This is a genomic window from Pirellulales bacterium (assembly GCA_019636335.1).
Classification (GTDB): domain Bacteria; phylum Planctomycetota; class Planctomycetia; order Pirellulales; family JAEUIK01; genus JAHBXR01.
Genome location: JAHBXR010000026.1, coordinates 42,930 through 68,966 on the forward strand (window position 1 = coordinate 42,930; position 26,037 = coordinate 68,966).

Annotated in this window: 30 protein-coding genes; 11 read left to right on the forward strand and 19 right to left on the reverse strand. The window is 63.9% G+C overall.

Annotation, left to right across the window (positions count from 1 at the left end; translation table 11 throughout):
* Window positions 1–33 precede the first annotated feature (33 nt).
* The 10 genes from KF708_20865 to KF708_20910 all read right to left on the reverse strand — a co-directional run bounded on the left by KF708_20865 (window position 34) and on the right by KF708_20910 (window position 8,254).
* Window positions 34–813 (reverse strand): sulfite exporter TauE/SafE family protein, encoded by a 780-nt coding sequence (locus KF708_20865; protein MBX3415149.1) that lies wholly within the window; start codon window positions 811–813, stop codon window positions 34–36.
* Window positions 773–2,989, reverse strand: a complete 2,217-nt coding sequence (locus tag KF708_20870) for a cation-translocating P-type ATPase (protein MBX3415150.1) — start codon at window positions 2,987–2,989, stop codon at window positions 773–775. The genes KF708_20865 and KF708_20870 overlap by 41 nt, the downstream gene beginning before the upstream one ends.
* On the reverse strand, window positions 2,986–3,174 hold the full coding sequence (locus tag KF708_20875) for a hypothetical protein (GenBank protein ID MBX3415151.1): 189 nt from the start codon (window positions 3,172–3,174) through the stop codon (window positions 2,986–2,988). Before KF708_20875 ends, KF708_20870 begins: the two co-directional genes overlap by 4 nt.
* 30 nt (window positions 3,175–3,204) lie before the next feature.
* A complete protein-coding gene (locus tag KF708_20880; GenBank protein ID MBX3415152.1) occupies window positions 3,205–3,522 on the reverse strand; it encodes a hypothetical protein in 318 nt (105 codons plus the stop codon).
* Window positions 3,519–4,172 (reverse strand): cbb3-type cytochrome c oxidase subunit II, encoded by a 654-nt coding sequence (locus KF708_20885; protein MBX3415153.1) that lies wholly within the window; start codon window positions 4,170–4,172, stop codon window positions 3,519–3,521. The genes KF708_20880 and KF708_20885 overlap by 4 nt, the downstream gene beginning before the upstream one ends.
* A gap of 31 nt (window positions 4,173–4,203) precedes the next feature.
* On the reverse strand, window positions 4,204–5,610 hold the full coding sequence (locus KF708_20890) for a cbb3-type cytochrome c oxidase subunit I (protein ID MBX3415154.1): 1,407 nt from the start codon (window positions 5,608–5,610) through the stop codon (window positions 4,204–4,206).
* Window positions 5,607–6,221, reverse strand: a complete 615-nt coding sequence (locus KF708_20895; protein ID MBX3415155.1) for a hypothetical protein — start codon at window positions 6,219–6,221, stop codon at window positions 5,607–5,609. Before KF708_20895 ends, KF708_20890 begins: the two co-directional genes overlap by 4 nt.
* 5 nt (window positions 6,222–6,226) lie before the next feature.
* A complete protein-coding gene (locus KF708_20900; GenBank protein ID MBX3415156.1) occupies window positions 6,227–7,390 on the reverse strand; it encodes a c-type cytochrome in 1,164 nt (387 codons plus the stop codon).
* Window positions 7,391–7,453: 63 nt separating this feature from the next.
* Window positions 7,454–7,831: a hypothetical protein gene (locus tag KF708_20905; protein MBX3415157.1), complete on the reverse strand. Its 378-nt coding sequence runs from the start codon at window positions 7,829–7,831 to the stop codon at window positions 7,454–7,456.
* Between the two features lie 135 nt (window positions 7,832–7,966).
* Entirely contained in the window at window positions 7,967–8,254 is a 288-nt protein-coding gene (locus tag KF708_20910; GenBank protein ID MBX3415158.1) for a hypothetical protein, read from the reverse strand.
* Window positions 8,255–8,488: 234 nt separating this feature from the next.
* Here KF708_20910 and KF708_20915 point away from each other — a divergent pair, with 234 nt between their 5' ends.
* From KF708_20915 to KF708_20945, 7 genes are all read left to right on the forward strand, one after another.
* Complete coding sequence (locus KF708_20915) at window positions 8,489–9,520, forward strand: PAS domain S-box protein (GenBank protein ID MBX3415159.1); 1,032 nt, start codon at window positions 8,489–8,491, stop codon at window positions 9,518–9,520.
* A complete protein-coding gene (locus KF708_20920; protein MBX3415160.1) occupies window positions 9,510–10,211 on the forward strand; it encodes a response regulator transcription factor in 702 nt (233 codons plus the stop codon). Before KF708_20915 ends, KF708_20920 begins: the two co-directional genes overlap by 11 nt.
* A gap of 241 nt (window positions 10,212–10,452) precedes the next feature.
* A complete protein-coding gene (locus tag KF708_20925; GenBank protein MBX3415161.1) occupies window positions 10,453–10,791 on the forward strand; it encodes a thiamine-binding protein in 339 nt (112 codons plus the stop codon).
* 62 nt (window positions 10,792–10,853) lie between these two features.
* Window positions 10,854–11,312, forward strand: a complete 459-nt coding sequence (locus tag KF708_20930) for a hemerythrin domain-containing protein (GenBank protein ID MBX3415162.1) — start codon at window positions 10,854–10,856, stop codon at window positions 11,310–11,312.
* Between the two features lie 61 nt (window positions 11,313–11,373).
* Complete coding sequence (locus tag KF708_20935) at window positions 11,374–11,817, forward strand: universal stress protein (GenBank protein ID MBX3415163.1); 444 nt, start codon at window positions 11,374–11,376, stop codon at window positions 11,815–11,817.
* Between the two features lie 31 nt (window positions 11,818–11,848).
* Complete coding sequence (locus KF708_20940; protein ID MBX3415164.1) at window positions 11,849–12,385, forward strand: CBS domain-containing protein; 537 nt, start codon at window positions 11,849–11,851, stop codon at window positions 12,383–12,385.
* A gap of 13 nt (window positions 12,386–12,398) precedes the next feature.
* The gene (locus KF708_20945) at window positions 12,399–12,833 is read left to right on the forward strand and encodes a hypothetical protein (protein MBX3415165.1); all 435 of its coding nucleotides are present in this window, start codon (window positions 12,399–12,401) and stop codon (window positions 12,831–12,833) included.
* Between the two features lie 71 nt (window positions 12,834–12,904).
* Here KF708_20945 and KF708_20950 read toward each other — a convergent pair whose 3' ends face one another.
* The 5 genes from KF708_20950 to KF708_20970 form a co-directional block, all read right to left on the reverse strand.
* Window positions 12,905–14,017, reverse strand: a complete 1,113-nt coding sequence (locus KF708_20950; protein MBX3415166.1) for an aminotransferase class I/II-fold pyridoxal phosphate-dependent enzyme — start codon at window positions 14,015–14,017, stop codon at window positions 12,905–12,907.
* An 11-nt stretch (window positions 14,018–14,028) separates the two neighbouring features.
* Window positions 14,029–15,447: a hypothetical protein gene (locus tag KF708_20955; protein MBX3415167.1), complete on the reverse strand. Its 1,419-nt coding sequence runs from the start codon at window positions 15,445–15,447 to the stop codon at window positions 14,029–14,031.
* Window positions 15,448–15,625: 178 nt separating this feature from the next.
* A complete protein-coding gene (locus KF708_20960) occupies window positions 15,626–16,888 on the reverse strand; it encodes a DUF11 domain-containing protein (GenBank protein MBX3415168.1) in 1,263 nt (420 codons plus the stop codon).
* The gene (locus tag KF708_20965) at window positions 16,885–17,706 is read right to left on the reverse strand and encodes a hypothetical protein (GenBank protein ID MBX3415169.1); all 822 of its coding nucleotides are present in this window, start codon (window positions 17,704–17,706) and stop codon (window positions 16,885–16,887) included. Before KF708_20965 ends, KF708_20960 begins: the two co-directional genes overlap by 4 nt.
* Window positions 17,707–17,873: 167 nt before the next feature.
* Entirely contained in the window at window positions 17,874–19,016 is a 1,143-nt protein-coding gene (locus tag KF708_20970) for a hypothetical protein (protein ID MBX3415170.1), read from the reverse strand.
* A gap of 273 nt (window positions 19,017–19,289) precedes the next feature.
* Between KF708_20970 and KF708_20975 the strand changes: the two genes are divergently transcribed.
* Window positions 19,290–20,225, forward strand: coding sequence for a hypothetical protein (locus KF708_20975; GenBank protein ID MBX3415171.1), 936 nt, complete (start codon window positions 19,290–19,292; stop codon window positions 20,223–20,225).
* A gap of 21 nt (window positions 20,226–20,246) precedes the next feature.
* On the opposite strand, the gene KF708_20980 is transcribed toward KF708_20975, so the two are convergent.
* A complete protein-coding gene (locus KF708_20980; GenBank protein ID MBX3415172.1) occupies window positions 20,247–20,897 on the reverse strand; it encodes a histidine phosphatase family protein in 651 nt (216 codons plus the stop codon).
* Between the two features lie 40 nt (window positions 20,898–20,937).
* Window positions 20,938–21,978: a 4-hydroxythreonine-4-phosphate dehydrogenase PdxA gene (gene pdxA / locus KF708_20985; protein ID MBX3415173.1), complete on the reverse strand. Its 1,041-nt coding sequence runs from the start codon at window positions 21,976–21,978 to the stop codon at window positions 20,938–20,940.
* Between the two features lie 126 nt (window positions 21,979–22,104).
* Here pdxA and KF708_20990 point away from each other — a divergent pair, with 126 nt between their 5' ends.
* Entirely contained in the window at window positions 22,105–22,686 is a 582-nt protein-coding gene (locus KF708_20990; GenBank protein ID MBX3415174.1) for a hypothetical protein, read from the forward strand.
* Here the strand turns inward: KF708_20990 and KF708_20995 are convergent.
* Window positions 22,605–23,666, reverse strand: a complete 1,062-nt coding sequence (locus KF708_20995) for a ZIP family metal transporter (protein MBX3415175.1) — start codon at window positions 23,664–23,666, stop codon at window positions 22,605–22,607. The two genes, KF708_20990 and KF708_20995, sit on opposite strands and share 82 nt — an antisense overlap.
* Before the next feature lie 199 nt (window positions 23,667–23,865).
* Between KF708_20995 and dtd the strand changes: the two genes are divergently transcribed.
* Window positions 23,866–24,315, forward strand: a complete 450-nt coding sequence (gene dtd, locus KF708_21000) for a D-tyrosyl-tRNA(Tyr) deacylase (protein ID MBX3415176.1) — start codon at window positions 23,866–23,868, stop codon at window positions 24,313–24,315.
* Window positions 24,316–24,345: 30 nt separating this feature from the next.
* On the opposite strand, the gene KF708_21005 is transcribed toward dtd, so the two are convergent.
* Complete coding sequence (locus tag KF708_21005) at window positions 24,346–25,047, reverse strand: metal-dependent hydrolase (protein MBX3415177.1); 702 nt, start codon at window positions 25,045–25,047, stop codon at window positions 24,346–24,348.
* Between the two features lie 363 nt (window positions 25,048–25,410).
* On the opposite strand from KF708_21005, the gene KF708_21010 reads away from it, so the two are divergent.
* A complete protein-coding gene (locus tag KF708_21010) occupies window positions 25,411–25,989 on the forward strand; it encodes a CvpA family protein (protein MBX3415178.1) in 579 nt (192 codons plus the stop codon).
* The last annotated feature ends 48 nt before the right edge of the window (window positions 25,990–26,037 follow it).

The window sequence follows — 26,037 nt, forward strand, 5'->3', positions numbered from 1 at the left end:
AGGACGACCGCGCCGCGAGCGACGGCGACGCGTTCACGACTGGCAGGCGGGGCATCCCCCTCCCAGCCACAAGCCGTCGAGGTGGACGAATCCCAGGCCGCGTGCGACGGCGACGATGCCCGTGAGCACCACGCACCATGCCGCGATGTGCAACAGATGTTGGCGGGTGGCCAGGCTGATGAACGAGCCTCCGATGCCGGTCAGGACCATCAGCGGCACGGTGCCCAGGCCAAAAGCAGCCATGGTGGCCAGACCGGCTGCCATGCCGCCAGAACTGCTGGCTAGTGCCAAGTAGGCATAGACGAGCCCACACGGCAGCAGACCGGTAAAGAGCCCCGCGAGAAAGACGTGGGTCGGTTCGGGCGAGCGCAGAAAGGTTGCGAGCAGCGAACCGCTCAGGCAGGGTGGCGCACTAGCGGGGGTGACTCGTCGCGGCCAGACCCCCGCGGCGACCAGTCCCTGCCAGATGAGCAGCACGCCCGCCACGACCGCCAGACAGGCGGGAACGTTGACCCATTCTGCGGCGCGATCAGCCAGCCGCATGCCGCCGTAGCCTGCCAGGGCGCCGGCACAGGCGTAGCTGAAGATTCGACCGCTGCTGTAGATCGCCTGCCGCGACAGGTTGCGCGCGACGCTGGGGGCCGTGCCGCCGATGGACAAGGCGAACCCGCCACACATGCCGATGCAGTGGGACGAGCCGAGCAGCCCCCCCAAAAAAATAAGCGGCAGATCGAGCAACGGATGTTTCCTCTCGTAATCCCAGAGCGCGGCGTTACGCGCGGACGAGCTCTTCCCATTCCGCGGCGGGGGCATCTTGCTGCTCCATCTCGGCGACGTGCGCCAGAGGGACATCGCGTTGTGCCAGAAAGAGGGAATTGCCGATGACCATCATGCTGCTTCCCACCATGGCGACGGCGGCGAACACGGGATTCAGCCAGCCCGCGGCGGCGAGCCCCACGCCGACGACGTTGTAGACGAAGGCCCAGAGCAGATTGAAGCGGATGGTGCGCAGCGCGCGCCGCGAAAGCTCGATGGCCCAGGGGAGTCGCCGCAGATCATTGCTCAGCAGGCAGACCGAGGCCGACTGCCGCGAAAGATCCGTGCCGCAGGCCAGGGCCACCCCCACGTCGCTTGACTCGAGTGCCGGCGCATCGTTGATGCCGTCGCCGATCATGGCCACCTGGCCAAGCGTCTGGCGCACTTCGCGCACGGCGTGGACTTTATCTTCGGGAAGTAACTCGGCACGCACGGCGAGTCCCAGTCGCTGGCCGATTCGGTGGGCGTATGCCTGGTGATCGCCGGTGAGCATCACGAGCTCGCACCCCAGGGCGCGGCACGCCTCGATCGCGGCACGGGCCTCGGGACGCAATTGTTCGCGAAACTTGAAGACGCCGCGCACGACGCCCTCCCACCCCAGGCAGGAGATCGATTCGCCGCCGGCCAGGGCCCGCTCGATGGCTAGCCTTATTTCGCCCTGGGGGAGAAGTCCCTGCTCCTGCATGAGTCGCCAACTGCCGAGATAGATCGCCGGCGAGCGTTCCGCTTCTCCGAGTTGCGCCACCAATCCCCGGCCCGGTAGCGTGCGCACTTGCTGCACGGCGTCGCTGGCGCCTTTTCGCCGCACGTGGCCGCTGCTCTCGTCGACGAACAGTTCGATGGCGCGCGAGAACGAATGCAACGAGGCGGTGGCCATCGCCGCCGCGACCGACAGTATCTCGCGCTCGTCGCCGTCGCCGAGGAATCGCTCGACCTTGGGCTCGGCGATGGTCAGCGTGCCGGTCTTATCGAAGCAGATGGCCCGGACGGTTGCCAAGCGTTCGAGCGCCTCGCCGTGCCGGAAGAGGACCTGCGCCCTCGACGCTGTTCCCAGGGCTGCCCAGACGGCCAAAGGGGTGGCCAGGCCCAGGGCACAGGGACAGGCGATCAACAACACGCTGAGCCCCGTCATCAACCCTGTGTCGAAACCAGCGCGCGTGCCGTGATAGAACGCCGCCGCCAGCGAGATGAGCGACACCAAGGGCAAGAAGGCCTGAGCGATGCGGTCGGCCAGACGTTGATAGTGTCCTTTTTTCTCTCGGGCCGCGCGAACGAGGTCGATCAGCCGGCGCAATGAACCTTCGTTGGCGGCGCAGGTGGCACGCACGACGAGCTCGGCGTCGAGATTCAGCGTGCCCGCGTAGACTTCGTCGCCACTTTCTTTAATGGCCGGCCTGCTTTCGCCCGTGATCACCTGTTCGTCGATTGTGGCCGAGCCACGCACGATGACCCCGTCGAGGGGCACGCGCTCGCCCGGCAGCGCGCGCAACGTATCGCCCACGGCGACCAGTTGTCGCGGGACCCAACGTTCGGGGATGGTGTCGAGCCTGACCTGCTCGGGCAGCAGCTTCTCGAGCGCATCGAGCGCCGCGGTGGTGCGCAGCTTGCCCGTGGCCTCGAGCCAGCGACCGAGCGTGAGCATGACGAGCACCACGCAGCCGACTTCGAAATAGACGTGTGGATATCCGCGAAAGACGGCCAGTACCGAATAGACGTACGATGCCCCGATGCCCAGCACGAGGAGCAGATCGGTAGAAAAGACGCCGCGGCGCATTTGACTCCACGCATCGTGCCACAGCGTGCCCCCCAGCAGCCATAGCACCGGCAGCGACAGCAGCAGACAGGCATAGCGAAACAACTCGATGAGCGAAGCGGTCCAGCGGTCGGTCTGGCCCAACTCCGCTTCATAGATTTCGTACGACCAGAGCGCCATGGTGAAGGCCATGACGTTCATCGTGAAGAAGATGGCAAGCCCCAGGCGAGCGAGCGCCCACCGGGCCGCCCCGGTCTCACCTCCTTCGCCGGCGATGGAGGCCGCGATGCGGCAGCCGACGCAACAATAGGCCGGCTCGGCCACGGTACCTTCGCTCGCATGTGTCGACGGCGGACGCCACCAACGGGACGCGAGAGGAAGTCCGCAGTAGTCGCAGCGATCGTCGGCGTGTGAAGTCATGGAGGCGTCAACAGCTCCACGCGGATCGCGGGGAAGAGGTAGGCGATCGTGTAATAGACCGCAAAGCACCAGAACATCACCCAGATCAAACGCACATACCAGGGAATGCGGTTTCCCACGTAGTCGTGAAAGCGGTTCTCGTGCTGGGCGCTCGTGCGCGCGTCACCTTCAGGATAGGTGGGCATGCGTCGTACTTTCTGTGGGGGAAGCGAATTCTAGTGCAGGCGACCCGAGTCGTAGTGCTCGTCGAGCCACTTCTCATTTTCGAGCATCGTCTGCTTGGGCCGTTCGATGTCGTGGAACATGCCGTTCATGGCCGCCCAGCAGAAGAGCAGCAGAAAGCCCGTGCTGGCGAGCAGATAGTTGGCCAGCGGCGTGACGGCAAAGGCGCCGTCGGCCTCGCCGCGCGCGAGCGCCACGAACTCGAGCAGCTTGGTGCCGAAGCCCCACAAGCTCGGCACGAGAATGCCGATGGCCAGCAGGATCATCAGCACGCGCGACAGCCAGGCCGCCGGGGCGCCGTCGGGGTTCATGGTCTCTCCTTCGTCAGTTCCGCCAGCGGAACATAGCTTTCGTAATCGGGATAACTTTCCAGCCACGAACCCAACCACTGCACGTAGGTGATCAGCGCCAGGCCCCGGGCGTTCGGCTTGTCGGGCGATCCGTCGAAGAGCCACGGATAGTTGGGCATTGGCGAATCGGTCGACACCAGCGTGGGCTGGAAGAAATGGACCGCGTGCCAATCGTTCGAACGCCGCCCCCCTTCGCGGCTCAGATCCGGGCCAACGCGCCGCGTGCCGAACATGACGGGACGCTGCAGCTCGTTTTGGTACTCGATCGTCTCGGACACCGGCCCCCAGCGGCGCGATTCATTGGAAACGGGACGTACGAACTGGCTATGGCAGTGCCAGCACCCTTCGCCGACGTAGATGCCGTAGCCCGTGCGTAGTGCCTCGGCGCAGTTGTCTTCGGTGGGCTTGCCGATGTACTTCGCAAACTGGTCGGGATACCGGCGGCTGAGATCTTCGAACTGGTAGACGAGGTTCGGGTTGACGACTTCGCGCGCGGTCTTCTCGGGCAGATTGCGATACATCAGCACCGGCACCACGGCGTTCGACAGGAACGCGAAGAAGAAGAACCCCAGACCGCCGATCAGCAACACCCCCGATTTACTTTCAAACATGGCTCGTCGAACTCTCCAGCATCCGGGAAGACTAGGTGGCGGGATAAGCGATCGCGGCATTCCGCGCTACGACTCGCGACGACTGCCAGGTCATGTACAGGTTGTAGAAAAAGCAGAGTTGTCCGGCGAGCATCGCCAGCCCGGCGAAGACGCGGATGATCCAAAACGGCGTGGAACCATTCGTCGAGACATCCCACGGTTGTAGCGATCCCCACCAGTAACCTTGGAAGACCCCCAGCAAGATCAGATCGCTCGCCATGACGAGCAGACCGCCGGCCGACAGCCAATAATGCCATTCGCACAGCTCGCGGCTGTACCAATCGGTGTGCAGCAGGCGCGGGAAGAGATAGGTCATGATCCCCAGCAGCCACATGCTGAAGACACCGAACATCACCAGATGGGCATGCCCGACGACCCAGTCCGTGAAGTGGATCAAGGCCTGGAAGGTCAGCGTGACCTGCATCGAGCATTGGAGGCAGGTCAGGAAGTAGAAGATCATGCCGGTATAGAACCAGCGAAGGGGCAAGTTCGTGACCAATGCGCGGCTCGATCCCCAGATGGTGCCGAAGAAGTTGATGATCACCGTCGTCACGACCAGCTCGACGGCCACGGTGGCAATGACCGCCCCGTACTGCAGAAACATGGGGATCGGCGTGTAGAGAAAGTGGTGGATACCGTTCAAAGGATAGAAGAACGCCAGTCCCCAGAAGCCGACAAGCGAGAGTCCGTGGCTCCAGATCGGCTTGCCGAGCATGATGGGCACGAAGTAATACATCAGGCCCCAGCCCAGCGGCGTGACGAACAAACCGACGAGATCGTGAATGAACAGACCCGCGATGGCGCCGCCGCTCGTGCCGGGCACGAAGTACTGGGGCAGAAAGTTGCCCATGGCGTAGGTCAGAAAGGTCCAGACGAAGGCCGCCATGAAGTACCACAGCGTGACGTAGAGGGGCCCCTTCGTGCGTCCGATCGGCACGAAGAAGTTGAAGGCCACGAGCGCCAACCCGGCCAGCGCCAAGGGGTCGATCCAGACGGGGGTCTCGCCCCATTCGATGCCCTGCGCCTGCCCGAACATGATGCCGACCGCGGTGCTGACGACGACCACCTGCCAGGCGAGGAAGATGAAGTACGACAATTCGCGGCTGGCGACCGGCTTGAGCGTCAGGCGGGGGACGGACCAGTGCAATGCACCGAGAAAGCTGTTGGCGAGGAAGCCGTAGGCGATGGCATTCGTGTGGATCATGCGCCAACGGCCCGGTGACAGCAGCTCGATATCCATCAGCGGATTCCAGCGCACCAGTTGTAGCGCCATGAGCAGGCCACCCAGCATCGACGCGGCCAGGTAGGCCAGTGCCGCCAGGAAATACCAGATCACCAGCCGTTCATCGACCAGCTCGCGCCCGTCGATCGGAACTGCCTTGGTCGCGTCCGTCGTCATGCTTGCTCCGCAGGAAGTTCGTAAGGAACGTAGAGGCCCAACGGGTAGATCAGCAACATCGTCCACCCGAACACCAGGTGCGTGAGCGCTGCCACCCACCACGGAATCTGCTCAACAATCCACGCGCCGCCGAAGAGCAGCGGCTGAAGCCAGGAGAGAATGCCGTAGAAATTCAAGAGCCAGAGCCCCAGTGACATGACGGTCACCAGGATGAAACGGCCGGCGAACGAGCTGGGCGAGAATCGCGTCAGCACCAATTGATAGGGCACCCCCAGCAACATGCCGGTCGCCAGGTACAGGCAACAGCCGATCGCCAATGCGATTCCGCTATCGATCTCGAGGGCCTGTTCGCCCAGGGGGAACGTGAGGTAGACGCGAATCAGCTCGAGCGGATATTTGCCGAAGAGCAGCGCGCCCACGACGTTGAACAGCAGGCTGGCCGCGGCGGCGACGGTGCCGAGCAGGAAGCCCGTCGTCGCGTAATAGGCCGCGTAGTACTCGCGCGGGCGCCAACGGGTGCGCAGCCCCTCTTCGACCAGTTCCGATTCGATCTGGCGAATGCGTTCGTGCAGTTCTTCGAGTTCGCGCGTCTTGGCGTCGATATCCATCATCGCAATCACTCGCTGGGCTCGGCGGCCGGAGGAGCGGCAGAGGCAGGCTCGGTGACATCGGAGGGCGCCGGTTCGCTGGATGGTGTCGCCTCTTCGTTCACCGGTGTCACCTCTTCGCTGGACGTAGTCGTTTCCGTAGGCGCGGTGGATTCCACGGTCTCGGCCTGTGCTGGAGTCGCGTGTACTTCGCTCGGCAGGATGCCTTCGCGACGCCGGTTCGAGACCGAGAGCACATAATGGGCCAGCTTCCAGATGGTCTCCGGATTGTCGGCCAGGGCGTCGTGGAACGAGGGCATCGGCGTGCCGTTGATGCCGGACGAGATGCGGCGGTAGATGTCCAGCGGGCGGCGCCCGCCGCGCAGCATGCCTGAGGTCAGATCGGCCGCACGCGTGGAGAATCCCCAGGCATCGGTGCCGACGTTGTCTTCTGTCAGGCCGCGGCCATCCTCGCCGTGACACTTGGAACACCCCTTCGTGAGAAAAGCCTCCTTGCCGGCGGCGACCGTTTCTTCGCTGAAGGGGGGCATGGCCACGGCGGGCAGCACGACTTCATCCCCGGCGGCGTTCCAGAATTCGGGGACGCCAGCCACCAGATCGGGCACCATGTCGGGATCGAGTTCATCCTCGCTTTCGGCCGTGCTGGCCAGCAGGATCTCGAGCTCGCCCCGCATGGCGAGCGCTAGCACGTAATCGACCACCGCTTGCACGTCTTCGTCGGGCAGCAGCGCGAACGACGGCATCGAGGTGCCGGTGATGCCGCGGCGGATCGTGCGCTCGAGATCCTCGCGTCGCGGCTTGGCCCCGTAGGGCGTAGAGGTGAACTTGAAGATGCCGCGGCGATAGTCGCGTGGCCGCGGCTGAAGAAAGGCAGCCGCCGGGCCGTTCCCATCGCCTGTCACGCCGTGACACGCCAGGCAACGCTCGGCATACACCGCGGCGCCATGCTGCAAGTGCCGGCGAAAGGAGGCGTTGTCGTTGCGATCGCTCCCCAGCAGAAGCGGCGCCGCGGGCGTGCCGCAGTTCTTGCGCAGGATCTGCTCGATCTGCTTCTGCAACTCGGGGCTGAGAGCCGAGACCTGCTCGCTCGGCACGTAGTGCGCTGGCGCCGCCGGGCGACACCCTGCCAGGGCCAGGAGGCCGACCAAGGCCAGAAAGACTCCACTTCTCACGGACGACAAACCCCGCTCATGCCTGGGTACACGAAACGAAAGGGACCACGATCTTGCTCGGTGTTATTTCTTCTCGGCCAACTCGGGCTCGCGAATCACCTTGTGGCAGTTCACGCAACTGAGCGTCAGTTGGGTAAAGGCGAGCGCACCCGCTTCGATGTTCTGCTGGTTCGCCGACCGAATCAGCTCGCTGTTGGCGTACTCGAAGATTTGCAACTGCGTGCGATACTCTTTGGCATCGCGGCGCCGGGCAAACCCCTCGATGCGATTGAGGTTCTGCATGGCCGTGGCGTTCTTGCGTAGGGCCTCGAAATCTTCGGTGGCCAGGCCGCTCAGAATGCGCTGGGAATACTCGAGCTTCTTCTGCATCCAGAAGCTGGTGGGCTTTTCCTCTTCGCCTTCCTGGGCGGAGAGGCTGGCCGAGGCGATTCCCACGATCAGTGCCGCCGCCGCGATCATTCGCCAAGGCTTCATGGCGATTCCTCTTGCTCGTTGGTTTCAGCAGGCGCTCGTCTCAACGCCTGGTTCAGGTTTTTGCCAAGAAGGATGGCTTCTGGCCCGGGACGAACCCACACGCTACGTCTTGACGGCGCCGGGCGACTTGCCGTCCTCTACCTGCAAGCTGTTCTCGATCCGCATTATTCCCACGCAACTGAGGACCTTCGCTTGTGCGATCTGTTTCAGGTAATAGCTCGGAACGCGTCCGCGCAGCGTCAACGTGCCTTGGTGATATTCGCACTTCACCTGCCGCAGCACGGCGTAGCCCGACCCTGCCAGGCAGGCACGGGCTGCTTTCTCAAGCTGACGTGCCAGCCCCAGTTGCGACAGGCCCGTGGGAGGGGTGACATGCATGGAACAGATCATAGGTACCTCCGGCCTCTTGCCATCCGCTCCGCCAGCGTTTCTCCGTGCGACTTTCTCATTTTCTCTACGCTGATCCTACTGTGCGACTTGCGGCGCCAAATCGGGTGATGTATGGATCTCCCTTACGGGCTTTCGGAAGTGAGCCTCAGGGATTCCCCGATAGAGAGGCTCACCGGCACGGTTTGCGGGCCGGCCGCGATTTACCGTACGTCAGTTCTCCAAAGCATTTTTGCCATGTCGAACCGACCGAACGAACCTTCCGAACGCGAGTATGTGCTGCGCAGCATTCTCGACACGGCCGTCGACGCGATTATCACGATCGACTTGCACGGCGTCGTACGCGGCTTCAATCGGGCGGCCGCCAGGATGTTTGGCTACACGGCCGAAGAGGTCGTCGGACAGAACGTGCGGATGCTGATGCCCGAGCCCTATGCCTCGGAGCACGACGGCTATCTCGAACGCTACCTGCGGACGGGAGAGGCGCACATCATCGGTGTCGGTCGCGAAGCGGTCGCCCGGCGCAAAGACGGTACCCTGTTTCCCATCGACCTGGCCGTCAGCGAGGTGGATCGGTTGGGGCGTTTCACCGGCATCCTCCGCGATCTGACGTCGCGCCGTGCGCTGGAACGCGAGGTAATCGAATGCACGACGCTCGAACAGCAACGCATCGGGCAGGAGATTCACGACAATCTGGGACAACGGCTCACCGGCGCTGCCATGCTGGCCAAGGCGCTGGAACGCAAGCTCGAAGCCTTGGAACTCCCCGACGCGAATACAGCCAGGCAAGTAACCGAACAGTTGCGTCTGGCGCTCGACGAGGCCCATCGACTCGCGCACGGGCTGCAACCGGTCGATATCGATCCGCGGGGCCTGGTGGCAGCTCTCGAGGCACTGGCCCACCAGATCGAAGCTACCTCGGGAATCCGATGTCGCGTGAACAGCACCGAGTTCACTGAATTCAGCGGGCGCCACGCGGCAACCCACCTTTACCGCATTGCGCAGGAGGCGTTACAAAATGTCGTTAAACACGCCCAGGCCAGCGAGGTCGTCATCACGCTCCGTAGCGAAACGACGCAGTTGACGCTCGCCATCGAGGACGATGGGGTCGGGATCGGTTCCGGCCGCGGGCGCCAAGGAGGCCTGGGCCTCCACACGATGCGCTATCGGGCGGGGATCATTGGCGCGCAGTTCAGCGTGACGAACGCCCCCACGCACGGCACGATCATCAAATGCATACTTCCCGTGGATAGCAATCGTGAACGCTAAGAAGAGCTCTACCGGCCGGACCAATGGCGCTCGCGCGCTGCAGCGCAAGCTCAAGGTCTTGTTGGTCGACGATCATCCGATCGTGCGATCGGGCCTGGCGGGCTTAATCGGGGCCGAGGCCGATTTATCGATCTGCGGCGAGGCCGAGGACGTGCAAGGAGCGCTTGCCATCCTGCGTGCCGAACTACCCGAGTTGGCGATCGTGGATGTCTCGCTCAAAGAGAGCAGCGGCATCGACCTGATGGAACGCATCCGCGACGAAGCTCCCCAGACGCGGACCCTGGCCCTGTCGATGTACGACGAAGAGCTCTATGCCGAGCGTGCCCTGCGCGCCGGCGCCCACGGCTTCGTCTCGAAGAAGAACGCGCTCGACGTGCTGATCGTGGCGATTCGCGAGATCTTGACCGGGGGGATCTATCTCAGCCCTGTCATGAAGAACCGCATTCTGGGCCGGCTGGCGGCATCGCCGCACGACGCCCATGTCGATCCCACACAGACGCTCTCGAATCGCGAGCTCGAGGTATTTCAGCAGATCGGCAACGGCGCGACGACCCGGGAGATTGCCCGGCGCATGAAGCTCAGCGTCAAGACGATCGAGACCTACCGCGAAAGCCTCAAGAAGAAGCTGCATCTGAAGAATTCGTCCGAGCTGACACAGCACGCCGTCCGCTGGATGCTCGAGCAGGGCTGAGCGGCGCGCGTCTGGCTGGACCCTCGGTCCTTTTCTTCTCCACCAGCGCAACGGACTATCGGGGATTCCCCGATGTCGCATTGCAGAAAGTCTCTAGGAGACTACGGGCATGCTCCTGATACCTCCCAAGCTCGCGGATGGCGATGATTCAATAGGAGGATGAGGAAATGCCTGGAAACAGGCGCCAGCGGCTCCGTCGAGAGCAGCCGGCGCGAGACCTTCGTGACGCGACATTGCCGCCATGTTTGTCATCTTCACGATACAGCCGGTGGATGTCGATCCTGGCGGTAATGGCGCTTCGCGTTCGAGTTGTATTTTGGAGCAAGCGGGCTTGAAGTACCGCGTCGGCCCGATGGGTACCGTGGTGCAAGGAGAATGGGACGAAATCATCGCGGCCATTCGGCAGTGTCACGCCGCCACGGCTGCGCAATACAAGCATGTAGTCACGACCATCGTCATCGACGACGAGGCCAACGGCCCGCGAGATATCGACGAAATGGTCAAGAACGCTGAGCGACCGTTGTGGCGGCAGACGCGGCAGAGTGCCTACTGGGCATCATCGGTCGACCGAGATTTCTGAAGCGAGGTTGAGGTTAACAACCTGGGACGGGACGTGGGGAACGAGGTAGAAGGAGGTGTGTGATGATCCACGAAACGCTACGACCGTTCCTCCATGACCTGGTCCGTGAGCACCAGCAGATGCACAAGCTGACCCAGACTTTGCGCGACAAGCTCGAGCAGGGCCGGCTGCATGGCTGGACGGAAGAGGCTGCCCTGGAAGCGGGGGGAGCCTTGTGCCAACTGAGGAATTATGCCACCCAGCACTTTGCGCACGAAGAAGAGGACGGCTGCTTTGAAGACGCGGTCGCGATCATGCCGACTTGCGCGCCGCGTATCGATGACTTGCGCGAGGAGCACCATGAGATCCTGGCGGCGCTCGACCGCTTCCATGACGCGGCCGATCTGGATGACAACCGGCCCGACTATTGGAATCTGTTCGCCGGCCAGATCGAGGAATTGCTTGCGCAGTTGGGCAACCACGAACAGCGCGAAGCGCGCTTGATCGCGGAAGTCTTCAACGTAGCCCCCGATGATACGTGATCGACCTGCACACGCGTGAGTTCTTAGAGCCGTGTGCGATGGCCGAGGAAAGGAGCATGCCATGAACGCCAAGAAGATTCTCTTCCCGACCGATTTTTCGACTTCGAGCGACGCGGGACTGCAACACGCGACCGTGCTGGCGCGCGAGTCGGGCGCCACGCTGTTGATCGTGCATGTCGAGGAACCGCCGTTGGCCTACGGCGGCGGTGAGATGTACTACGGCGTTCCCAATCCCGATCACGCGGCCATTGCCGAGATGCTGAAGGCGGTCGTGCCGACTTCGCCCGAGGTGCATTACGAACATCGCCTCGTCGTGGGGGAGCCGGCAGCCGAGATCGTGCAGCTTGCCGAGAAAGAAGGGGTCGACCTGATCGTCATGGGCACGCACGGTCGTACGGGCCTGAAACGGATGCTCATGGGAAGCGTGGCGGAGGCCGTGGTGCGGCATGCGCCATGCCCGGTGTTTACCCTCAAAGAATCGATCCCGAAGGCAGCCACTGCCTGAGTCGGCTGTGCTTCGAGAGGGAGAGACGATCGTGTCGAACGCTTGGGAACGTCTGCTTTCGCTGAAGGTCGCGGATCTCGTGCATCGCGACGTCGTGACGGTTGCCGCGCACGATGGCATGACGCACGCGGCCGCGACCTTGCTCGCGCACGAAGTGAGCGGGGCGCCGGTCGTCGACGAGCAAGGGCGACTCGTCGGCATGCTCAGCGCCATCGATTTCGTGCGGCGCGCACATTGTTGCGATGCTCCCCAGATCGCCTCGGCCGGTGGTAACGCCTTGGGGCAGGCAGGCGATGACCGTCCGTATCGCGTGGACGAGTTGCCGCACGACCATGTGTCGCGCTTCATGTCGCCGGGGGTGCAGACGATCGCGGCCAGCGCCAGCCTGCTCAGCGCCGCGCAGATCATGTGCGCCGAACACGTGCATCGCTTGCCCGTCATCGACGCGAGCGGTCGTCCGTGTGGAGTGATTACCTCGCTCGATCTGGTAGCGGCACTTTTCAATGCAGTCGAAGAACAACGACCGAGTCAGCAAACTCGACTTCAACCGTCGGTAACTCCCACGTAAAGGATGCGTTTCCGTGAAAAGCATGATGAACACGTCCATGCTGGTGGCATTCGTTCTGGTAGCCGTCGTCGCGATGCTGGGACTGGTCTCGAGCGTGCGCTCGGCGCCGCCGCAGCGAGCGAAACCGAACGAGGTGGCCGACTTCATGCAGCTCAAGCTGCGGCATTCGCAAGAGGTTCTCGAAGGTCTGGCCGTCGAGGATTTCGACCAGATCGCCAAGAACGCACAAGACTTGAGCTTGTTGAGCCAGGCGGCAAGCTGGAACGTGCTGCAGACCGAAGAATATCTGCAGCAGAGTGGCGAGTTCCGCCGCACGGCCGATGCGCTGACCAAGGCCGCCAAGGAAAAAAATCTCGACGCGGCCGCGATTCGTTATGTCGAATTGACCATGAAGTGCGTCCACTGCCACAAGTACGTGCGTGGCGTTCGCATGGTCCGGCTGCCTTGAACATGCCGCGCAAGGCCTGAGCGTATCTGTCGCGATCGGTGGGTGACAATCGCTTCCCTCGACGCGTGAATCTACCTCGCGCGAGCCAGTCGGCGCAGGATCTCTGCGCCGCGCTCGAGGGTTTCGTCCGAGGCGGCATACGACAGGCGGAAGTGAGTGTCCGCGCGGCTGAAGACGTTGCCCGGAATAATCAGCAATTCGTTCTCGATGGCCTCATGCACGAACTCGGTGCCCGTTCCCCACGGCGCGCGCGGAAACATGTAAAAGGCGCCGCCGGAGGGGGCCAGATCGAAGTCGTCACGGAGGGCTTGATAGAGAAAATCTCGCTTTTTGGCGTAGGCGGCGACGTAGCCGCTCATGTCGACGTCGAGCGCCTCGAACGCGCCCCACTGCATCGGCTGCGGCGCGCACACGAACGTGTACTGCTGCAGCTTGATGAGCTCTTGGATCACGGCGGCGGGCCCGTGCGCGAATCCGACTCGCCACCCCGTCATGCCGTACGTCTTGCTGAAGCCATCGATGACGATCGCGTCGGGGTTGTAACGCGCCGGTGACACGAGCGGGGCGTCGTAGGAGAAGAGGCGATAGATCTCGTCGCTGACGAGCGCGACGTCGTGCTCCTTGGCCAGTTCAGCCAATCCGCGCACTTCCGCTTCCGACGCGACGGCTCCCGTCGGGTTCGCCGGGCTGTTGAACAGGATCGCCTTCGTGCGGGGCGTGATCGCCTGGCGGACGCGATCCAGGTCGATGCGAAAATTGGGATAGGTGTCGACGAGCACCATCTTGCCGCCGACGAGCGAGACCAGCGCTGGGTACATAACGAAGTAAGGATCGAAGACGATCACTTCATCGCCCGGATTCACGAGCGACATCAGCACGAGCACCAGTGCCCCGCTGGTACCGCTGGTCACCACGAGCTGTCGTCCCGAGTCGGGATACTCGGCCTGCACCTGGGCGAGCAGCCGCTCGCGCAGCGTGCCCAACCCTTGGGTAGGCGTGTAGGCATTCTTGCTCGACTCGATGGCTCGAATGGCCGCCTGGCGAGCCTTGTCGGGCACGTCGAAGTCGGGCTGTCCGATCGAAAGATTGACCGGGTTCTGCAATTTCGCCGCCAGATCGAACACCTTACGGATGCCCGAGCTGTCGAACGTTCCCATCCGATCTGCGATCCATTGGTGTGCCATGGGGGGCGATTTTAGCTCGGGCACACCTCGGTCGCCAGGGCGTCGGCCACGACCTGCGAGACGGGACGATCGGTCTGACTGAGCGCGGCGAGCCAAAGCCCAAGCGTTGCGAGGGCATCGGCCGCGACCCCCCCCTTGCCTTGCCAGACGCGGCCGCTTGGGCCGCCCCCCAGGGTGGCTTGCTGGGTACGAACGAGTGCGTGCATGCCCTGGCGCGATGCGCCGCCGACCGCGACCCGAGCCGCACGAGCCGCTAGAGCCACTCGCACCTTGGACGAGGTGTTTTCTTCCAAGGCTATCGTCAGTGGCATGCCGGGATGGGTTTCGTGCCAGAACTGAACCAGCGCTGCGAACCAGTGGTCCCCGTCGATGGAGCGTCCCAGCTCGTCCACCATGCGGCAGGCCTCGCCGGCGGCGTCGATCGCCAGTCCGAAGTGGGCGCGCTCCGAGCGGACGCGCTGCTCGAGGGCCGCGGCACGTCGAGCCGCCTCATCCGGCGCGACCAGGGCCGGCAAGGAAGCGCGGGGCAGGGCAGGGGGGGAGCGACGCCTGTCTCGCACCGTCGTTGCCAATTCGGTGGTTGCGTTCGCGTTCCGCGAAGCGGTCGTGCGGCTGCCAAAGCCCAGCGAAATCACCTCGCACGCGACGTTCCGTGTGAGTTGTTCGAGCGCGGTGAGCAACGGTTGGCACGACGTATCGAGGACGAACCGCAAGGGGCGCAGCGCGTGAAAATGATCGCTCACGCCGTCGAGATACAATTCGCTCGCCTCGAAGCGGCGCAAGCCGCCGAAGCTGCGCGTGGGGCGGTCGAGCCGTTGCGTGAAAATCTCGCGTACCGCGTCGAGCGCGCCACCGGTGGAGCATGGTTCGCCATCCGCCCGCCAGAAAGAAAGCGTCACCTCGGCGGCGGCCCCCCCTTCGACGCCGAGCAACAGTCCGCCGTCGGCCTGCAAGTGGGCAATGGTTTGCGCGAGCGCCGGCGCGGCCGCCGCGCCGATATCGATGACCTCGCAACCAGCCCAACGCAAACCTTCGCTCGCTGCCGAGAACGCTTCCGAGGTCGCCGCCCGTCCATCGCTAGCCAGAATCGCCAGCAACGGCTGCGTACGCTCGGCACGAGCCTGCTGCAGGTACACGCCATGTGCCGCCGCAAGACCGCGGACGCGCGCTGCCGTCGTATCATCGAGCCGCGCCCGGGCGCGATCGTCGTCGCCGAAGGTCAGCGGGGGCATCGATTTGCGCTGGGCGGCGCGCAAGCGACGCACCACCGAAGGGGGGAGCGTGCCGGTGTCGTGAGCATGCGGACAATCGCGACAGGCCGAGTAAAAGCTGGCCAGTCGCCCGAGATGCACCGTGCGGTCGATGGAGTAGGTTTCGCCGGGACAGCGATACTCGCGCGCTTCAGCTTCAGAGCAGACGCTGTCGCGCATGGCGAAGGCAGGCCGATGGTGACGGGGCAGGGGGCCAGGAAAGCGGCGGCACTGTAAGAAATGGCCCTGCGCCAGGTCAACCCCAAGCGCGCACTGCTAGCATGTCGACACGGTTGGAAAGCCGATCGCCAGCAGCGCCGGCGCCATAGCAGGCGAGCAATGCCCAGGTTCGGCCAGACTATCGCACACGGCAACGGAAGCGCAGCACGCCCCCTTCGCCGGGCGGGAGCGGTTCGGCCAGTTCCCAACGCAGGATGTCGGAGCCACCCTGGTTCGGTTCGGTAAAGAATTCCGCCTGGCGGCTCGATTGAGCGCTCTCTTTCACGTACTCGAGACGCGTGGTCAGGTTGTCGAGGATCGTCAGGTTGCCGATCGGCTCGGAGCCCAGGTTGTCGTAGCGGAGCGTGAAGTCGATCTCCTCGCCCGGATTGGCCCATTGTTCCGAGGCCACCTTGATCAGCCGCAGACGCGGGCAACTTGGAATCTCGTGGGCTTCATACACGACCTGCGCTGCCAGATACTTGTCGACCGCCGTCGCGGCCTGGTTGTCGAGGATCACCTGCACGGCCTGATCGCTCGACCAGACGATGGCCGCGGTGCGTCCTTCGAGCAGCAAGGCCTTCTCGGTCTGCTTCATCACGCCCGTGCGCAGGACCTCGATATTCTCGAAGGGCAGGTAGGCATCCTGGAAGGCCTCGGGCGAGAGCGTGTTCGACGCGACGCCGTCGCGCAGCGGAGCGACATAACCGCTGGCCCGCCGGCGCCCCACTTCGGCGATGGGTTGCGCATCCTGGCGACTGCTGGTCGGGATTTTCAGGTCGTCGAGCCGTCGCGGTCCATCAGGAGTCTCGACGCCGACGAGGGCTTCGATTTGCTCGCCTTGCGTCAGATCGACGACGCTGCGCACCGCGCCGAAGCGCGGGGCATAAATCTGCACGCGGTTCGAGGGCTGCACCTTGGTTCCGCAGTGGAGCGTATCGTAATGCGCGATCGTGTCTTCGAGATCGAGCCCCTTGACCTCCCACTCGTGATTCACCACCGCCTCGAGTCCATGATCGCCGCCGTCGAACAGGTATTCCTGCTCGGGCCAGGGCAGAGCCAGTCCCGAGGGGGCCCATTCGCCCATCGCCACGTGGGGCAGGGGGAGATCCGATCCCGGCGAGTGATGCCCGTTCGCGCAGCCCAGGCAGACTTCGCTCGTGTCGGGCGCCCCTGTAAAAGCCGACGGAGGCAATGACTCGACCGACGGCGGCACCTGGTACTGAGGCTGTCTGGGTTGGGCACGGCAGGAGCAGAGCACGAGCGTTCCCACGGCCAGCAACGACCAACGCCACCAGGTGGGCCAGGCCTCGTAACGAGCGGTCAACGCGCGCGCGGCGACATCGCCCGGCTGGCGAGCTTCTGGTTCGTTGGCGTGCTTCTCGTTGCGCGATTCGCTCATGGACGATTGGTGGCCGTCGGGGACAGAAGCTCGGGGACGGGGGATTCGACTTCGACACTGGGTACGTATTCGATGGCTCCCTCGTAGGGCACCGAGCGCGGCGCACAGACGAAGGGGGGCGAGCCGAACAAGAACTGTTCGTCCGACAAACCGGCGCTGTCGATAGGCACCCGGCCCCCCATCCGCACGATGGCCACCGGGCGACCGATTTCGTCGGCCAGCTTCAAGGGGTCGTTGCCCGGACCGGCATCGATCCAGCGCTGATGCACCGGATCATCGGGCCCCGGCAAGGCAAAGTCGGGATCCTCGATATAGATCACTCGCGTGACGAAGCGGCCGTCTAGCGCGAGCTCGAGGTCTTCGAGCGTCAGCTCGATGGGAATGGGAAACCGCCAGGCCTGCCCGGCGGGCGGATAGGTGCGATCGATCACCTCGATCGTCGGATAGACTTCTTCACCCTCGTGGTAGGGAATGCCCGTCACGCGGAGCCGATAGACCGGCGCGATGAAGAGACCGACCTTGAACGGGGTCGGCTGCGGGTCGGCGAAGCCACCCGCGACGGCCATCGAGATCCGGCTGTTTTCAGGAGCACGGATCTCGATGGGCTGCGGATATCCCGGCAATGGTCCGCCCCGCAAGAGTTGCCAACTGCCAATCGCTCCCGGAGTCATATCGGCTCGGTGTTGATAGTGAACGCCGCGTTCTTCGCCGCGAGCCCAGGTGGCGGCGGCAATGAGCACTGCGCAGACGATCAATCCCAGCCGGTTGGCAACTCCCCACCGGCGCACGTTCGTTTTGAGCACCGGATTGCGGAGCATGTCGACCATTGTCGTGAACGCTCGTGACGATTCTCTAAGTCACGCACCGCGTGCGCGACACGTCTGTGACAAACTTTCGATCACGGGTGGCACTGCTGGACAAACCAGCAGTGCCACGTTCTCGGAAGGTCGGGCACCGTGGGCCAGACACTTCGACCATTCGTTACTTACTGACACTCTGGTCCACAGGGCGTGGCAAGCTGCATGTGGTCCGAGGTGGGGCGTCGGAAGAACGCCGGCGGAGCCACCGTTGCCTCTTCGATGTGAACCGTGTTCGCCGGGCGCGGATAGCTGAAGCCAGGCTTCTGCTTCACGTGCATGTCGATCCGGCGCGTCGGGTTCGGAATGTCGTAATGCGTGTGATTGGTGATCACGTGCTTCTGCAAGCCGGCCGGAACACCGAGCGGAATGTGCGGCGGGCCAGGCAAACCGATCGGCGTACCACTGATCGGCATGCCCCACTGCGGCGACGTGACGCCGGCAATCGGCTCGCCAGGCAGGCTCGCCGGCAGACCACCACCGGGACCGCCACCACCGCCTGGGCCACAAAAGCCAGCCGGCATCGCCCCGCCGCCGAAGCCACCCATGGCCATTCCGCCATCTCCTTCGGCGCCGGGAATCTGCAGGTCTTTGTTCCCCAAGCGGAAGATTGCCATGATCGAGCCGCGACGATCCGCTTCGATGATCGGGTCGACGCCCGGATCGAGCCGGGTACTTACGAGCGTTTCGACCCCCGCGATGGCCAACTCCTGATATTCCGAGTCGGGCAAGTAGATGACCTTGGTCACGAAGTTGCCCGTCATCACCTGGTCGAGATCTTCTTCGGTTACCTGCACCGGGATCGCGTTGTGCGCGAGATAGGCATCGGTGCGTGGCATGGTCGGGCCGACTTCGAGTGTCGGGTACAACTCGACCCCCGGCCGTCCCGGAATGCTGGTGAGCTTCAGGCGATAGATCGCGCCCTGGGGGAAGTTGTAGCGACCGGGGCAGACGAGCGGTTCGGAGTCGAACGCCCCCGGCATGCTCACGTCCCAGGCCACGATCATCCCTTCGGGACCGACAAAGGCGATTTGCGACGACTGCGGCGGCATCATGGGCACGCCAGGGTCGATCATCATCACGCCCGGACCAGGTCCGTCGACGCCGGGACCTGGGTGCATCAGTTGCGTGGCCGGCGGCAGGTTGTGCGTGCCCGGTGCTTTGCAGCCGGTCGCGACCAGCGACGCCAGCAAGCACAGAGCCAGCGCGCCGATAGCAATCCGTCGCGCTGGATCTCGCCCACGATCGTGTGGAAGCATTGTGTGACTCATCAAAATCCCCCCCGGTAGTTCTCTCGTCCCGCTTTGTAAGGCTGTGAACCCTGTCGTAGGCTGCCGCTCTCAGGCGATGAGCCAACGGGTGGCTGATCGAACCGCGACCTGCCGCGTATGACAGAGACTCGATTGACGTGGACCTTTCGTTCGAGCCCGGGCTAGAATGCCCGGTCACGGCGCAAGCCTTGGTGAGCTCGCGCGTGTTTCTCTGAGTTGTTAAGTTCGGTCCGATACAACCAGAATCTTTGGCAAATCCGTTAGATCCCCAGCATGCAGGCCAGAGTTCGCATCCCGTGTATTCTTCTGGTTTGTTGCATCTTTTCGCCGTGGGGAACCCCGATCTCGCGCGGCGATGACGCCGCGGCCGCTGGCGCAACTCTCAATGTCGAAGCGGCTTCGGCTAGTGCCGATACGTCGGGCGATGAGTTGCTGGCACGCGCCGTGATAGCTATCGAGCAGCAACCATCCATTGCTGCCAAATTGCGCCAGCAGATCGATCTCTTCGAACAACAGCTCGTTGGCTCGGGCACCTATCTGCAGGGGCCGGCCAATCAGCATCAGTTCCGGCTCGAACTGCGACTGCAAGGAGCAGAGCAGGGGACCACGCTGCAGCATGTCTCCGACGGCGCCACGCTGTGGATCTTTCGCGAACTCGACGGCAAAGATGGCCGCGTGTCGAAGGTCCAGTTACCGCCCGTGCTCGAGGCGCTGAAGAGGGCAGGGCAGGGGGGCGCGAATTCGCTGCCGGGGCTCGGCTTGGGGGGACTCCCCAAGCTGCTCGCGGCGCTCGCGCGCGATTTTCATTTCGCTCCGCCCGAAGCGGCCAATCTCGGTTCGTTGCCAGTCGTGCTCTTGCGTGGAGACTGGCGCCCCTCGCGGCTGGCCACGTTGCTGCCCGAGCAGAAAGAAGCGATCGAGAAGGGCGCCGCTGCGAATCTCTCGAAGCTGGCCCCGCACGTGCCGGAGCAAGTCGTGTTGACGCTGGGGCGTGACGATCTGTTTCCGTATCGCTTACAGTTTCTACGCCGCGCGCCAGCCGGCATTCTGAATCGCTCGAAGGACGAACTGCGGCCGATCGTCACGCTCGAGGTCTTCGAGGTGAAGCTTGGCGCGCCGCTCGACCGCGCGCCATTTATCTATCAGCCGGACCCGAAAGTGACGATCCCCGACGACACGGACCACTACCTGCGCGCGCTGGGGTTTTAGTGGTCCCCCCTACCCCTCCCCTCACTGCCAATCGCGCAGGTGTGAGACCGCGTTGACCGTCCACACTTTCGCGGCGCCTGCGCGATAGCGTACCAGGTTGATGCCGCAGTTCTCTTGCGGAATGCCGCGCGCCACGGACATGGGCATATCGAGCAAGTGGGCCAGCCAGACGCGGTTCACGACGTTGTGACAGACGACGGCGACCGCTTGGCCTACGTGCCGCGCGAGAATCTCCTCGAAGACCGGCTTCACGCGCGATAGTACCTGATTCAGGTTCTCACCACCGAGATAGCCGCGCGTGCCGGCGTCGGCCTGGAAGAGACGATACGCCTCGGCGTCGGTCTTTTCGATATCGACCCAGGAACGGTTTTCCCACTGGCCGATGTCGCACTCGGTCAGATCTTCGAAGCAGGCGACCGCCACGCCATGAGGAGCGGCAATCGCCTGTGCCGTTTCGAGCGCACGCAGGAGAGGACTGGCGTAGACCGCGGTCAGGGGGTGCGCGGCAAGCAATCGGGCCGCATCTTCGGCTTGTTCGCGCCCTTTGGCAGAGAGTCCGAGGTTCGACCGACGTCCCTGTAAACGTGGTGGCTGGGCGACGTTGTTCTCGGTCGCCCCGTGCCGTAGGAGATACAACAGACAGGTATCGGCCGGCGGTGTCAGGTGACTCATCCGTGATTGTTCCTCCCTTGATGCGACGCCGCTCGAAAGCTCAACGCGCGGTGTCGACGCTCGTGCGATGTCGTGCCAACAGCGCGGCCACGCGAATGGCCTCGAGCATGCCGCTCGTTTCGGCGCGTCCCTGCCACGCCTTGTCGAAGGCCGTGCCATGCGCCACGCTTGTCCGCACGATCGGCAGCCCGAGCGTGACGTTCACCGCGCGGTGCATGCCCAACAGCTTCAGCGTGATATGCCCCTGATCGTGATACATGGCCACGATGGCGTCGAAATCGCCATCGCGCGCCCGCACCATCAAGGTGTCGCAGGGTAGGGGACCGGTAGCGTCGATGCCGCGCTCGCGCGCCAATTGCACGGCCGGCTCGATGATGGTCCGCTCTTCGTTGCCGAAGAGTCCTTCCTCGCCGGCATGCGGATTGAGCGCCGCGATGCCGATCCTCGGCGTTGCCACGCCGATGCGGCGCACGAACGTATCGGCCAGCCGCGCCTTGGCGGCGATTTCCTCGCTCGTGAGATGCGCGAATACGTCGGCGAGTGCCATGTGCAACGTCGTGTGTACCACACCCAAGCCGGCCGGAGCGCGCAACGGCTCGCCCGGGCCAAGGTAGAGCATCATGGCAAAGTCATCGACGCCGCAGAGCTCGGCCAGCAGCTCGGTGTGACCCGGATAGAGATGACCTGCCAGGTGCAGCGCGGCTTTGTTCAACGGCGCCGTGACGAGTCCGTCGATCTCGCCGGCGAGCGCCATGCGTGTGGCGGCGAGCAGTGCCTCGTACGCGGCATGCCCCCCGCGCGCGTCGAGTTTCGCGGGCGGAACATCAGCGGCGGCATCATCGACGGCGCACAGACAGGGAATACAGTCGGGCGCCGGATCGGCCGCGGCGGGCGAATCGATGGGAACAACCTTGGCCGCTACGCCGAGCAGTCGCACGGCACGTTCGATAATCGCCGGGTGCCCGACGACGAAGGGGCGCGCACCGTCGTGAACCGACGCCTGTCGCCAGACACCGACAATCGTCTCTGGCCCGACGCCGGCGGGGTCCCCCATCGTGATGGCAAGGCGAGGCTTGTGCATATGCGGAATGTTATGCCGCGGGGAACCACTTGGACAGGTCCCCGAGACCCTGTCGGCCGAGGCCTCCGTTCCTTAGAATGGTGAGCAGCCTTCCGCCTAGCCCTCTCCTCGCGCCGTGACCACGCCGTGAACCGCATTTTTCTCTATCTGGCCCTGTTCGCTCTGACATTTCTCCTGGCCACGATGATGCTGGGGCTCTCGCTGGGGGATGTCTACAATCCCGCCGACCGCGTGACGCAGCGTTGGGCCACGATTCACCGGCTCTCGGGCATCTCGGTGGGGCTGCTGCTCATGCTCGTCAACAGCGTCGTCATCACCTACTTCATCGGCACCAGTCGCTGGTGTCGCGAGGTGGTCGACACCTATCAATTGGACCAGCAACTGACGCGCCGCGCGAATGCGATCAAACGCCGCACGTTTCCCGTGGCGGTGATCAGCATGCTCGTGGCGGTGGGCATGGTCGCCCTAGGGGGCGCGGCCGATCCCGGCGCTTCACTGCAACTCGAGCCCCTCTTCGGCCTCACCTGGGCCAACCTGCACTTGATCGGCGCTCTACTCGGTACGGCGATGATCGCCTTTGGCTTCACCGTCGAATGGTCGAACATTCAGGAGCAACGAGGACTGATTCAGGAAATCCTCGATGAAGTGCGCCGCATCCGCCTCGCGCGCGGACTCGATGTCGACGAGTTGGCAGCACCAAACGCGTAGGCACCCTGTTGTGCCCGATATACTTCAGGCTGGCGATGTCGAACATTGTCAGGTACGGAGTACCTGACGACGCTGGCATGCCGGTGCGAGTGATGGTGATCGTGGCCGTGCGATTCGACCAGGCCGATCGCCCAGGCCAGGGCTAGTCCCAGCAGCAGCGCCACCGACAACAGGAGTCGGTCGTGTCGGTGAAACTGCAACTCGGGCAGCAAATCACTCGCCGAGATGCACAAGAAGGTGCCGGCCGAAAAGGCCAAGGCATAGCCGATATAGACGTTCGCCTCGTCGCCGCGCGTCGTCAGGCCGAAGAAGAAAACCAGGGCGCCGAGCGGGATCATCAGCGCGAAGATCGCATTGACGGCATGCCGCGCCGTGGTGCTCCAGCCCCCCGAGGTCATCAGCGTGCCGATCGCCAGGGCATCGAACGGTTTGTGTAGCACGATGGCGAGAAACGTGCCGAGCCCGGCCAGCATGAAGCCGGAGCCAGCGTGGTACTCGGCCGTCACGGCGGCCCCTAGCGCCACGCCATCGGCAAGCGTGTGCAACGAAAGGCCGATCGCGACCCCCGCCCAGCTCAATGGGTGGGCCCCAGCCATGTCGTCGGCGTGGCCATGATGACCGGCATGGTCGTGGTCGTGAGCGTCGTGAAGGTGATGTTCGTGGCCGATGTCGTGGTCGCAGGGGGAGTGGCTACCGTCGGGCGCCTCGTGCGAATGAAAGTGGAACACGCGTTCGAGGAAGAACATCGCCACGAAGCCGAGCAGCATCCACTGCACGACGGCGTCGACTGAGCCCGCTTCGGCAATGGCATGTGGCAGCAGGTGCAGCACGCCCACCCCCAGCATCACGCCGGCCACGAAGCTCAAGGCCACCTGCATCACGCGGTGCGTCAGTCGCAGCATCAAGGGGAGCCAGCCCCCCGCGAGCGACGCGAGCAAAATGAAGAGGCAATACAGAACGACCAACGCCGTGCGCGACATGCAACGATTCCAGGACGACCGGAGGGGGGCGGGGCAGGGGGAGTACCGACGCATCGTTGTAGCCGATTCGGCTCGGCGCCGATAGCGGCTTATTGCACCTGCTATCGAGTTGCGATCAATTGCCGCTCGTCTTTCGCCGTTGTACATTCGGCTGGCCCATTTGCGCCGATCGACCGCCTTGCCCCGGGAGTTCCTTACGATGCGTGCCTGCGTGCAACGAGTCAGCCAGGCTCAGGTGGCCGTCGAAGGGGAGGTCGTCGGGCGAATCGAGCGAGGCCTGCTCGTGCTGCTGGGGGTCGCCACGGACGATACCGCGACCGACGCCGAGCAGATGGCCGAGAAGATCGCCATGCTGCGCGTCTTCGAGGATGCCGAGGGCAAAATGAATCTCGCCCTGGCCGACGTTGGCGGGGCGATGCTCGTGGTAAGCCAGTTCACTCTGCTGGGGGACGCACGCAAGGGTCGCCGTCCCAGCTTCATCGGCGCGGCGCCCCCCGAGCTTGCCGAGCAGCTTTACGAGGTCTTCGTCGCGGCCGTGCGGCGTTTGGGAATCGAGGTCGCCACGGGCCGCTTCCGCCGTCACATGGACGTGGCACTCACGAACGACGGTCCGGTCACCTTGCTGCTGGACAGTCGGCGTCTCTTCTAAGCGTCGGCGTGTCAGCGCTGCGCGTGCCAATCAGCGCGCGATGTTTTCCGGTTCGCTGCCGGCGATCTCTTGCAGCGCCTCGCTGTGAGGATTGTGGTGCAGGTTGTACATCCACATCGGATCGTTGATCGAGACGTACGTCAGCACGGCCAGCTTCGCATAGGTGGAGAAATTGGCCCAGCCATTATCGCCCCATAGCTTGAGGGCCGTGCCGAAGGAGCTTTTCAAGCGGAAGCGACGGAAATCGATGCTCCAGATCTCGTCGAGCACCAGATGCGACAAGTAGCCCGCCATGACCGCCCCCGCCTTGTAGTAGCGAATCTTCATGTCGGGCGATTCGACTAAGAGGAAGGCGATCTCGCCAAAGATCAACATGGCGGGAATGCTGTGGAACATTCCTCGGTGTACGGAAAACTTTTTTAACACCCAGGCCAGGCCCCAGCGTATCCCCAGATAGATGAAGGCGCCGGCCAGGACGATGCTCTCCATGGACCATTCCATGCGTTCCATGCGGCCGACGAGCATCATCGGCACGACGGCGGCCGCGAAGGTGACGCTCTCGCGCAGCGGCCGGCCCGAGTCGCTGTCCAAGTCAGGCAGCATGCCCGACACGCCACACAAGCCGGCGGCCAGCACGCAGGTCGGCAACGGCACGCCTTGATAGAGGGCCACTCCGCCGTAGGCGACGCCGATGGTCGAGCTGAACGTGACGTGGGTCTTGAAGCCGGCCATGAACGCTGCTCCGTCCGCCAAGAATGGTGTGATCGCACGTCAACCAGGACTGCTCCTGGAGGGGGTGACGAACTGTAGCCAGTTGCTCACGAGAGACCAATGGCAGTTGCACCAGCCCCGGCAGGCGCCGCGGCGAGGTCGCCATTGTCCACTCGCCCTTGCTGGTCAGATCGAGTGGCCTGCGGCGCGAACGTGTGGAGGTGCCCTGCTCCCCTGCTAGCGCCGCGGTGCCAGCACAGGAGAAGCGCTCTTCGGGCCCAGCGGACAACGGGCTATACTTTCGCCCAATTTCCCCCCTGCCTTGCCGAATTACCGTTGTCCGCCCGAATTCGCCTCCGCGGGGACAATCTGAGCCGAGTTGAAATGCAACCCTACGACATCGCCATGTTGGCCGTGCTGCTGATCGCGACCCTGCTCGGGGCGTGGAAGGGCATGGCCTGGCAAATCGCCTCGCTAGCATCGCTGGTGGCCAGCTACTTCATGGCCGTGCGTTTCGGCGCGACCTTGGCCCCGATGTTCGGCGACAAGGAGCCGATGAACCGCTTCATCGCCATGTTGGTGATCTACGTCGGCACGTCGATGGTCATCTGGCTGCTGTTCCGGATTGTCGCCGGGGTGATCGACCGGGTCCGTCTGAAAGAATTCGACCGGCAGGTGGGGGGACTGATCGGCGCGGCCAAGGGGGTGCTGCTGTGCGTGGTCATCACGTTCTTCGCGGTAACCCTTTCGGCCGACTCTCGGCAAATGGTTCTCGACTCGCGGTCGGGGCACTATATTTCGGTCCTGATCGACCGGGCTCGGCCGATCATGCCGGACGACTTGCGCCAGGTGCTCGAACCGTACCTGAAACGGCTCGACGACGGGCTCGATCCGGGGCACCAGACGCTGCCGCCGGTGCGGTCTGTCATGGGTCGAAATCGCTCCGCGGGGGAGTGGAGTTGATCTCGGTTGGCAGGGCGTATGGCGGGCGCCGATGCGCCGCGCGTCGGA

Coding starts and splice junctions, on each gene's coding strand:
- KF708_20865 (MBX3415149.1), bottom strand. CDS start 813: ATGCCCCCGCCGCGGAATGGGAAGAGCTCGTCCGCGCGTAACGCCGCG.
- KF708_20870 (MBX3415150.1), bottom strand. CDS start 2,989: ATGACTTCACACGCCGACGATCGCTGCGACTACTGCGGACTTCCTCTC.
- KF708_20875 (MBX3415151.1), bottom strand. CDS start 3,174: ATGCCCACCTATCCTGAAGGTGACGCGCGCACGAGCGCCCAGCACGAG.
- KF708_20880 (MBX3415152.1), bottom strand. CDS start 3,522: ATGAACCCCGACGGCGCCCCGGCGGCCTGGCTGTCGCGCGTGCTGATG.
- KF708_20885 (MBX3415153.1), bottom strand. CDS start 4,172: ATGTTTGAAAGTAAATCGGGGGTGTTGCTGATCGGCGGTCTGGGGTTC.
- KF708_20890 (MBX3415154.1), bottom strand. CDS start 5,610: ATGACGACGGACGCGACCAAGGCAGTTCCGATCGACGGGCGCGAGCTG.
- KF708_20895 (MBX3415155.1), bottom strand. CDS start 6,221: ATGATGGATATCGACGCCAAGACGCGCGAACTCGAAGAACTGCACGAA.
- KF708_20910 (MBX3415158.1), bottom strand. CDS start 8,254: ATGATCTGTTCCATGCATGTCACCCCTCCCACGGGCCTGTCGCAACTG.
- KF708_20915 (MBX3415159.1), top strand. CDS start 8,489: ATGTCGAACCGACCGAACGAACCTTCCGAACGCGAGTATGTGCTGCGC.
- KF708_20925 (MBX3415161.1), top strand. CDS start 10,453: ATGTTTGTCATCTTCACGATACAGCCGGTGGATGTCGATCCTGGCGGT.
- KF708_20930 (MBX3415162.1), top strand. CDS start 10,854: ATGATCCACGAAACGCTACGACCGTTCCTCCATGACCTGGTCCGTGAG.
- KF708_20935 (MBX3415163.1), top strand. CDS start 11,374: ATGAACGCCAAGAAGATTCTCTTCCCGACCGATTTTTCGACTTCGAGC.
- KF708_20950 (MBX3415166.1), bottom strand. CDS start 14,017: ATGGCACACCAATGGATCGCAGATCGGATGGGAACGTTCGACAGCTCG.
- KF708_20955 (MBX3415167.1), bottom strand. CDS start 15,447: ATGCGCGACAGCGTCTGCTCTGAAGCTGAAGCGCGCGAGTATCGCTGT.
- KF708_20960 (MBX3415168.1), bottom strand. CDS start 16,888: ATGAGCGAATCGCGCAACGAGAAGCACGCCAACGAACCAGAAGCTCGC.
- KF708_20965 (MBX3415169.1), bottom strand. CDS start 17,706: ATGCTCCGCAATCCGGTGCTCAAAACGAACGTGCGCCGGTGGGGAGTT.
- KF708_20970 (MBX3415170.1), bottom strand. CDS start 19,016: ATGAGTCACACAATGCTTCCACACGATCGTGGGCGAGATCCAGCGCGA.
- KF708_20975 (MBX3415171.1), top strand. CDS start 19,290: ATGCAGGCCAGAGTTCGCATCCCGTGTATTCTTCTGGTTTGTTGCATC.
- KF708_20980 (MBX3415172.1), bottom strand. CDS start 20,897: ATGAGTCACCTGACACCGCCGGCCGATACCTGTCTGTTGTATCTCCTA.
- pdxA (MBX3415173.1), bottom strand. CDS start 21,978: ATGCACAAGCCTCGCCTTGCCATCACGATGGGGGACCCCGCCGGCGTC.
- KF708_20995 (MBX3415175.1), bottom strand. CDS start 23,666: ATGTCGCGCACGGCGTTGGTCGTTCTGTATTGCCTCTTCATTTTGCTC.
- dtd (MBX3415176.1), top strand. CDS start 23,866: ATGCGTGCCTGCGTGCAACGAGTCAGCCAGGCTCAGGTGGCCGTCGAA.
- KF708_21005 (MBX3415177.1), bottom strand. CDS start 25,047: ATGGCCGGCTTCAAGACCCACGTCACGTTCAGCTCGACCATCGGCGTC.
- KF708_21010 (MBX3415178.1), top strand. CDS start 25,411: ATGCAACCCTACGACATCGCCATGTTGGCCGTGCTGCTGATCGCGACC.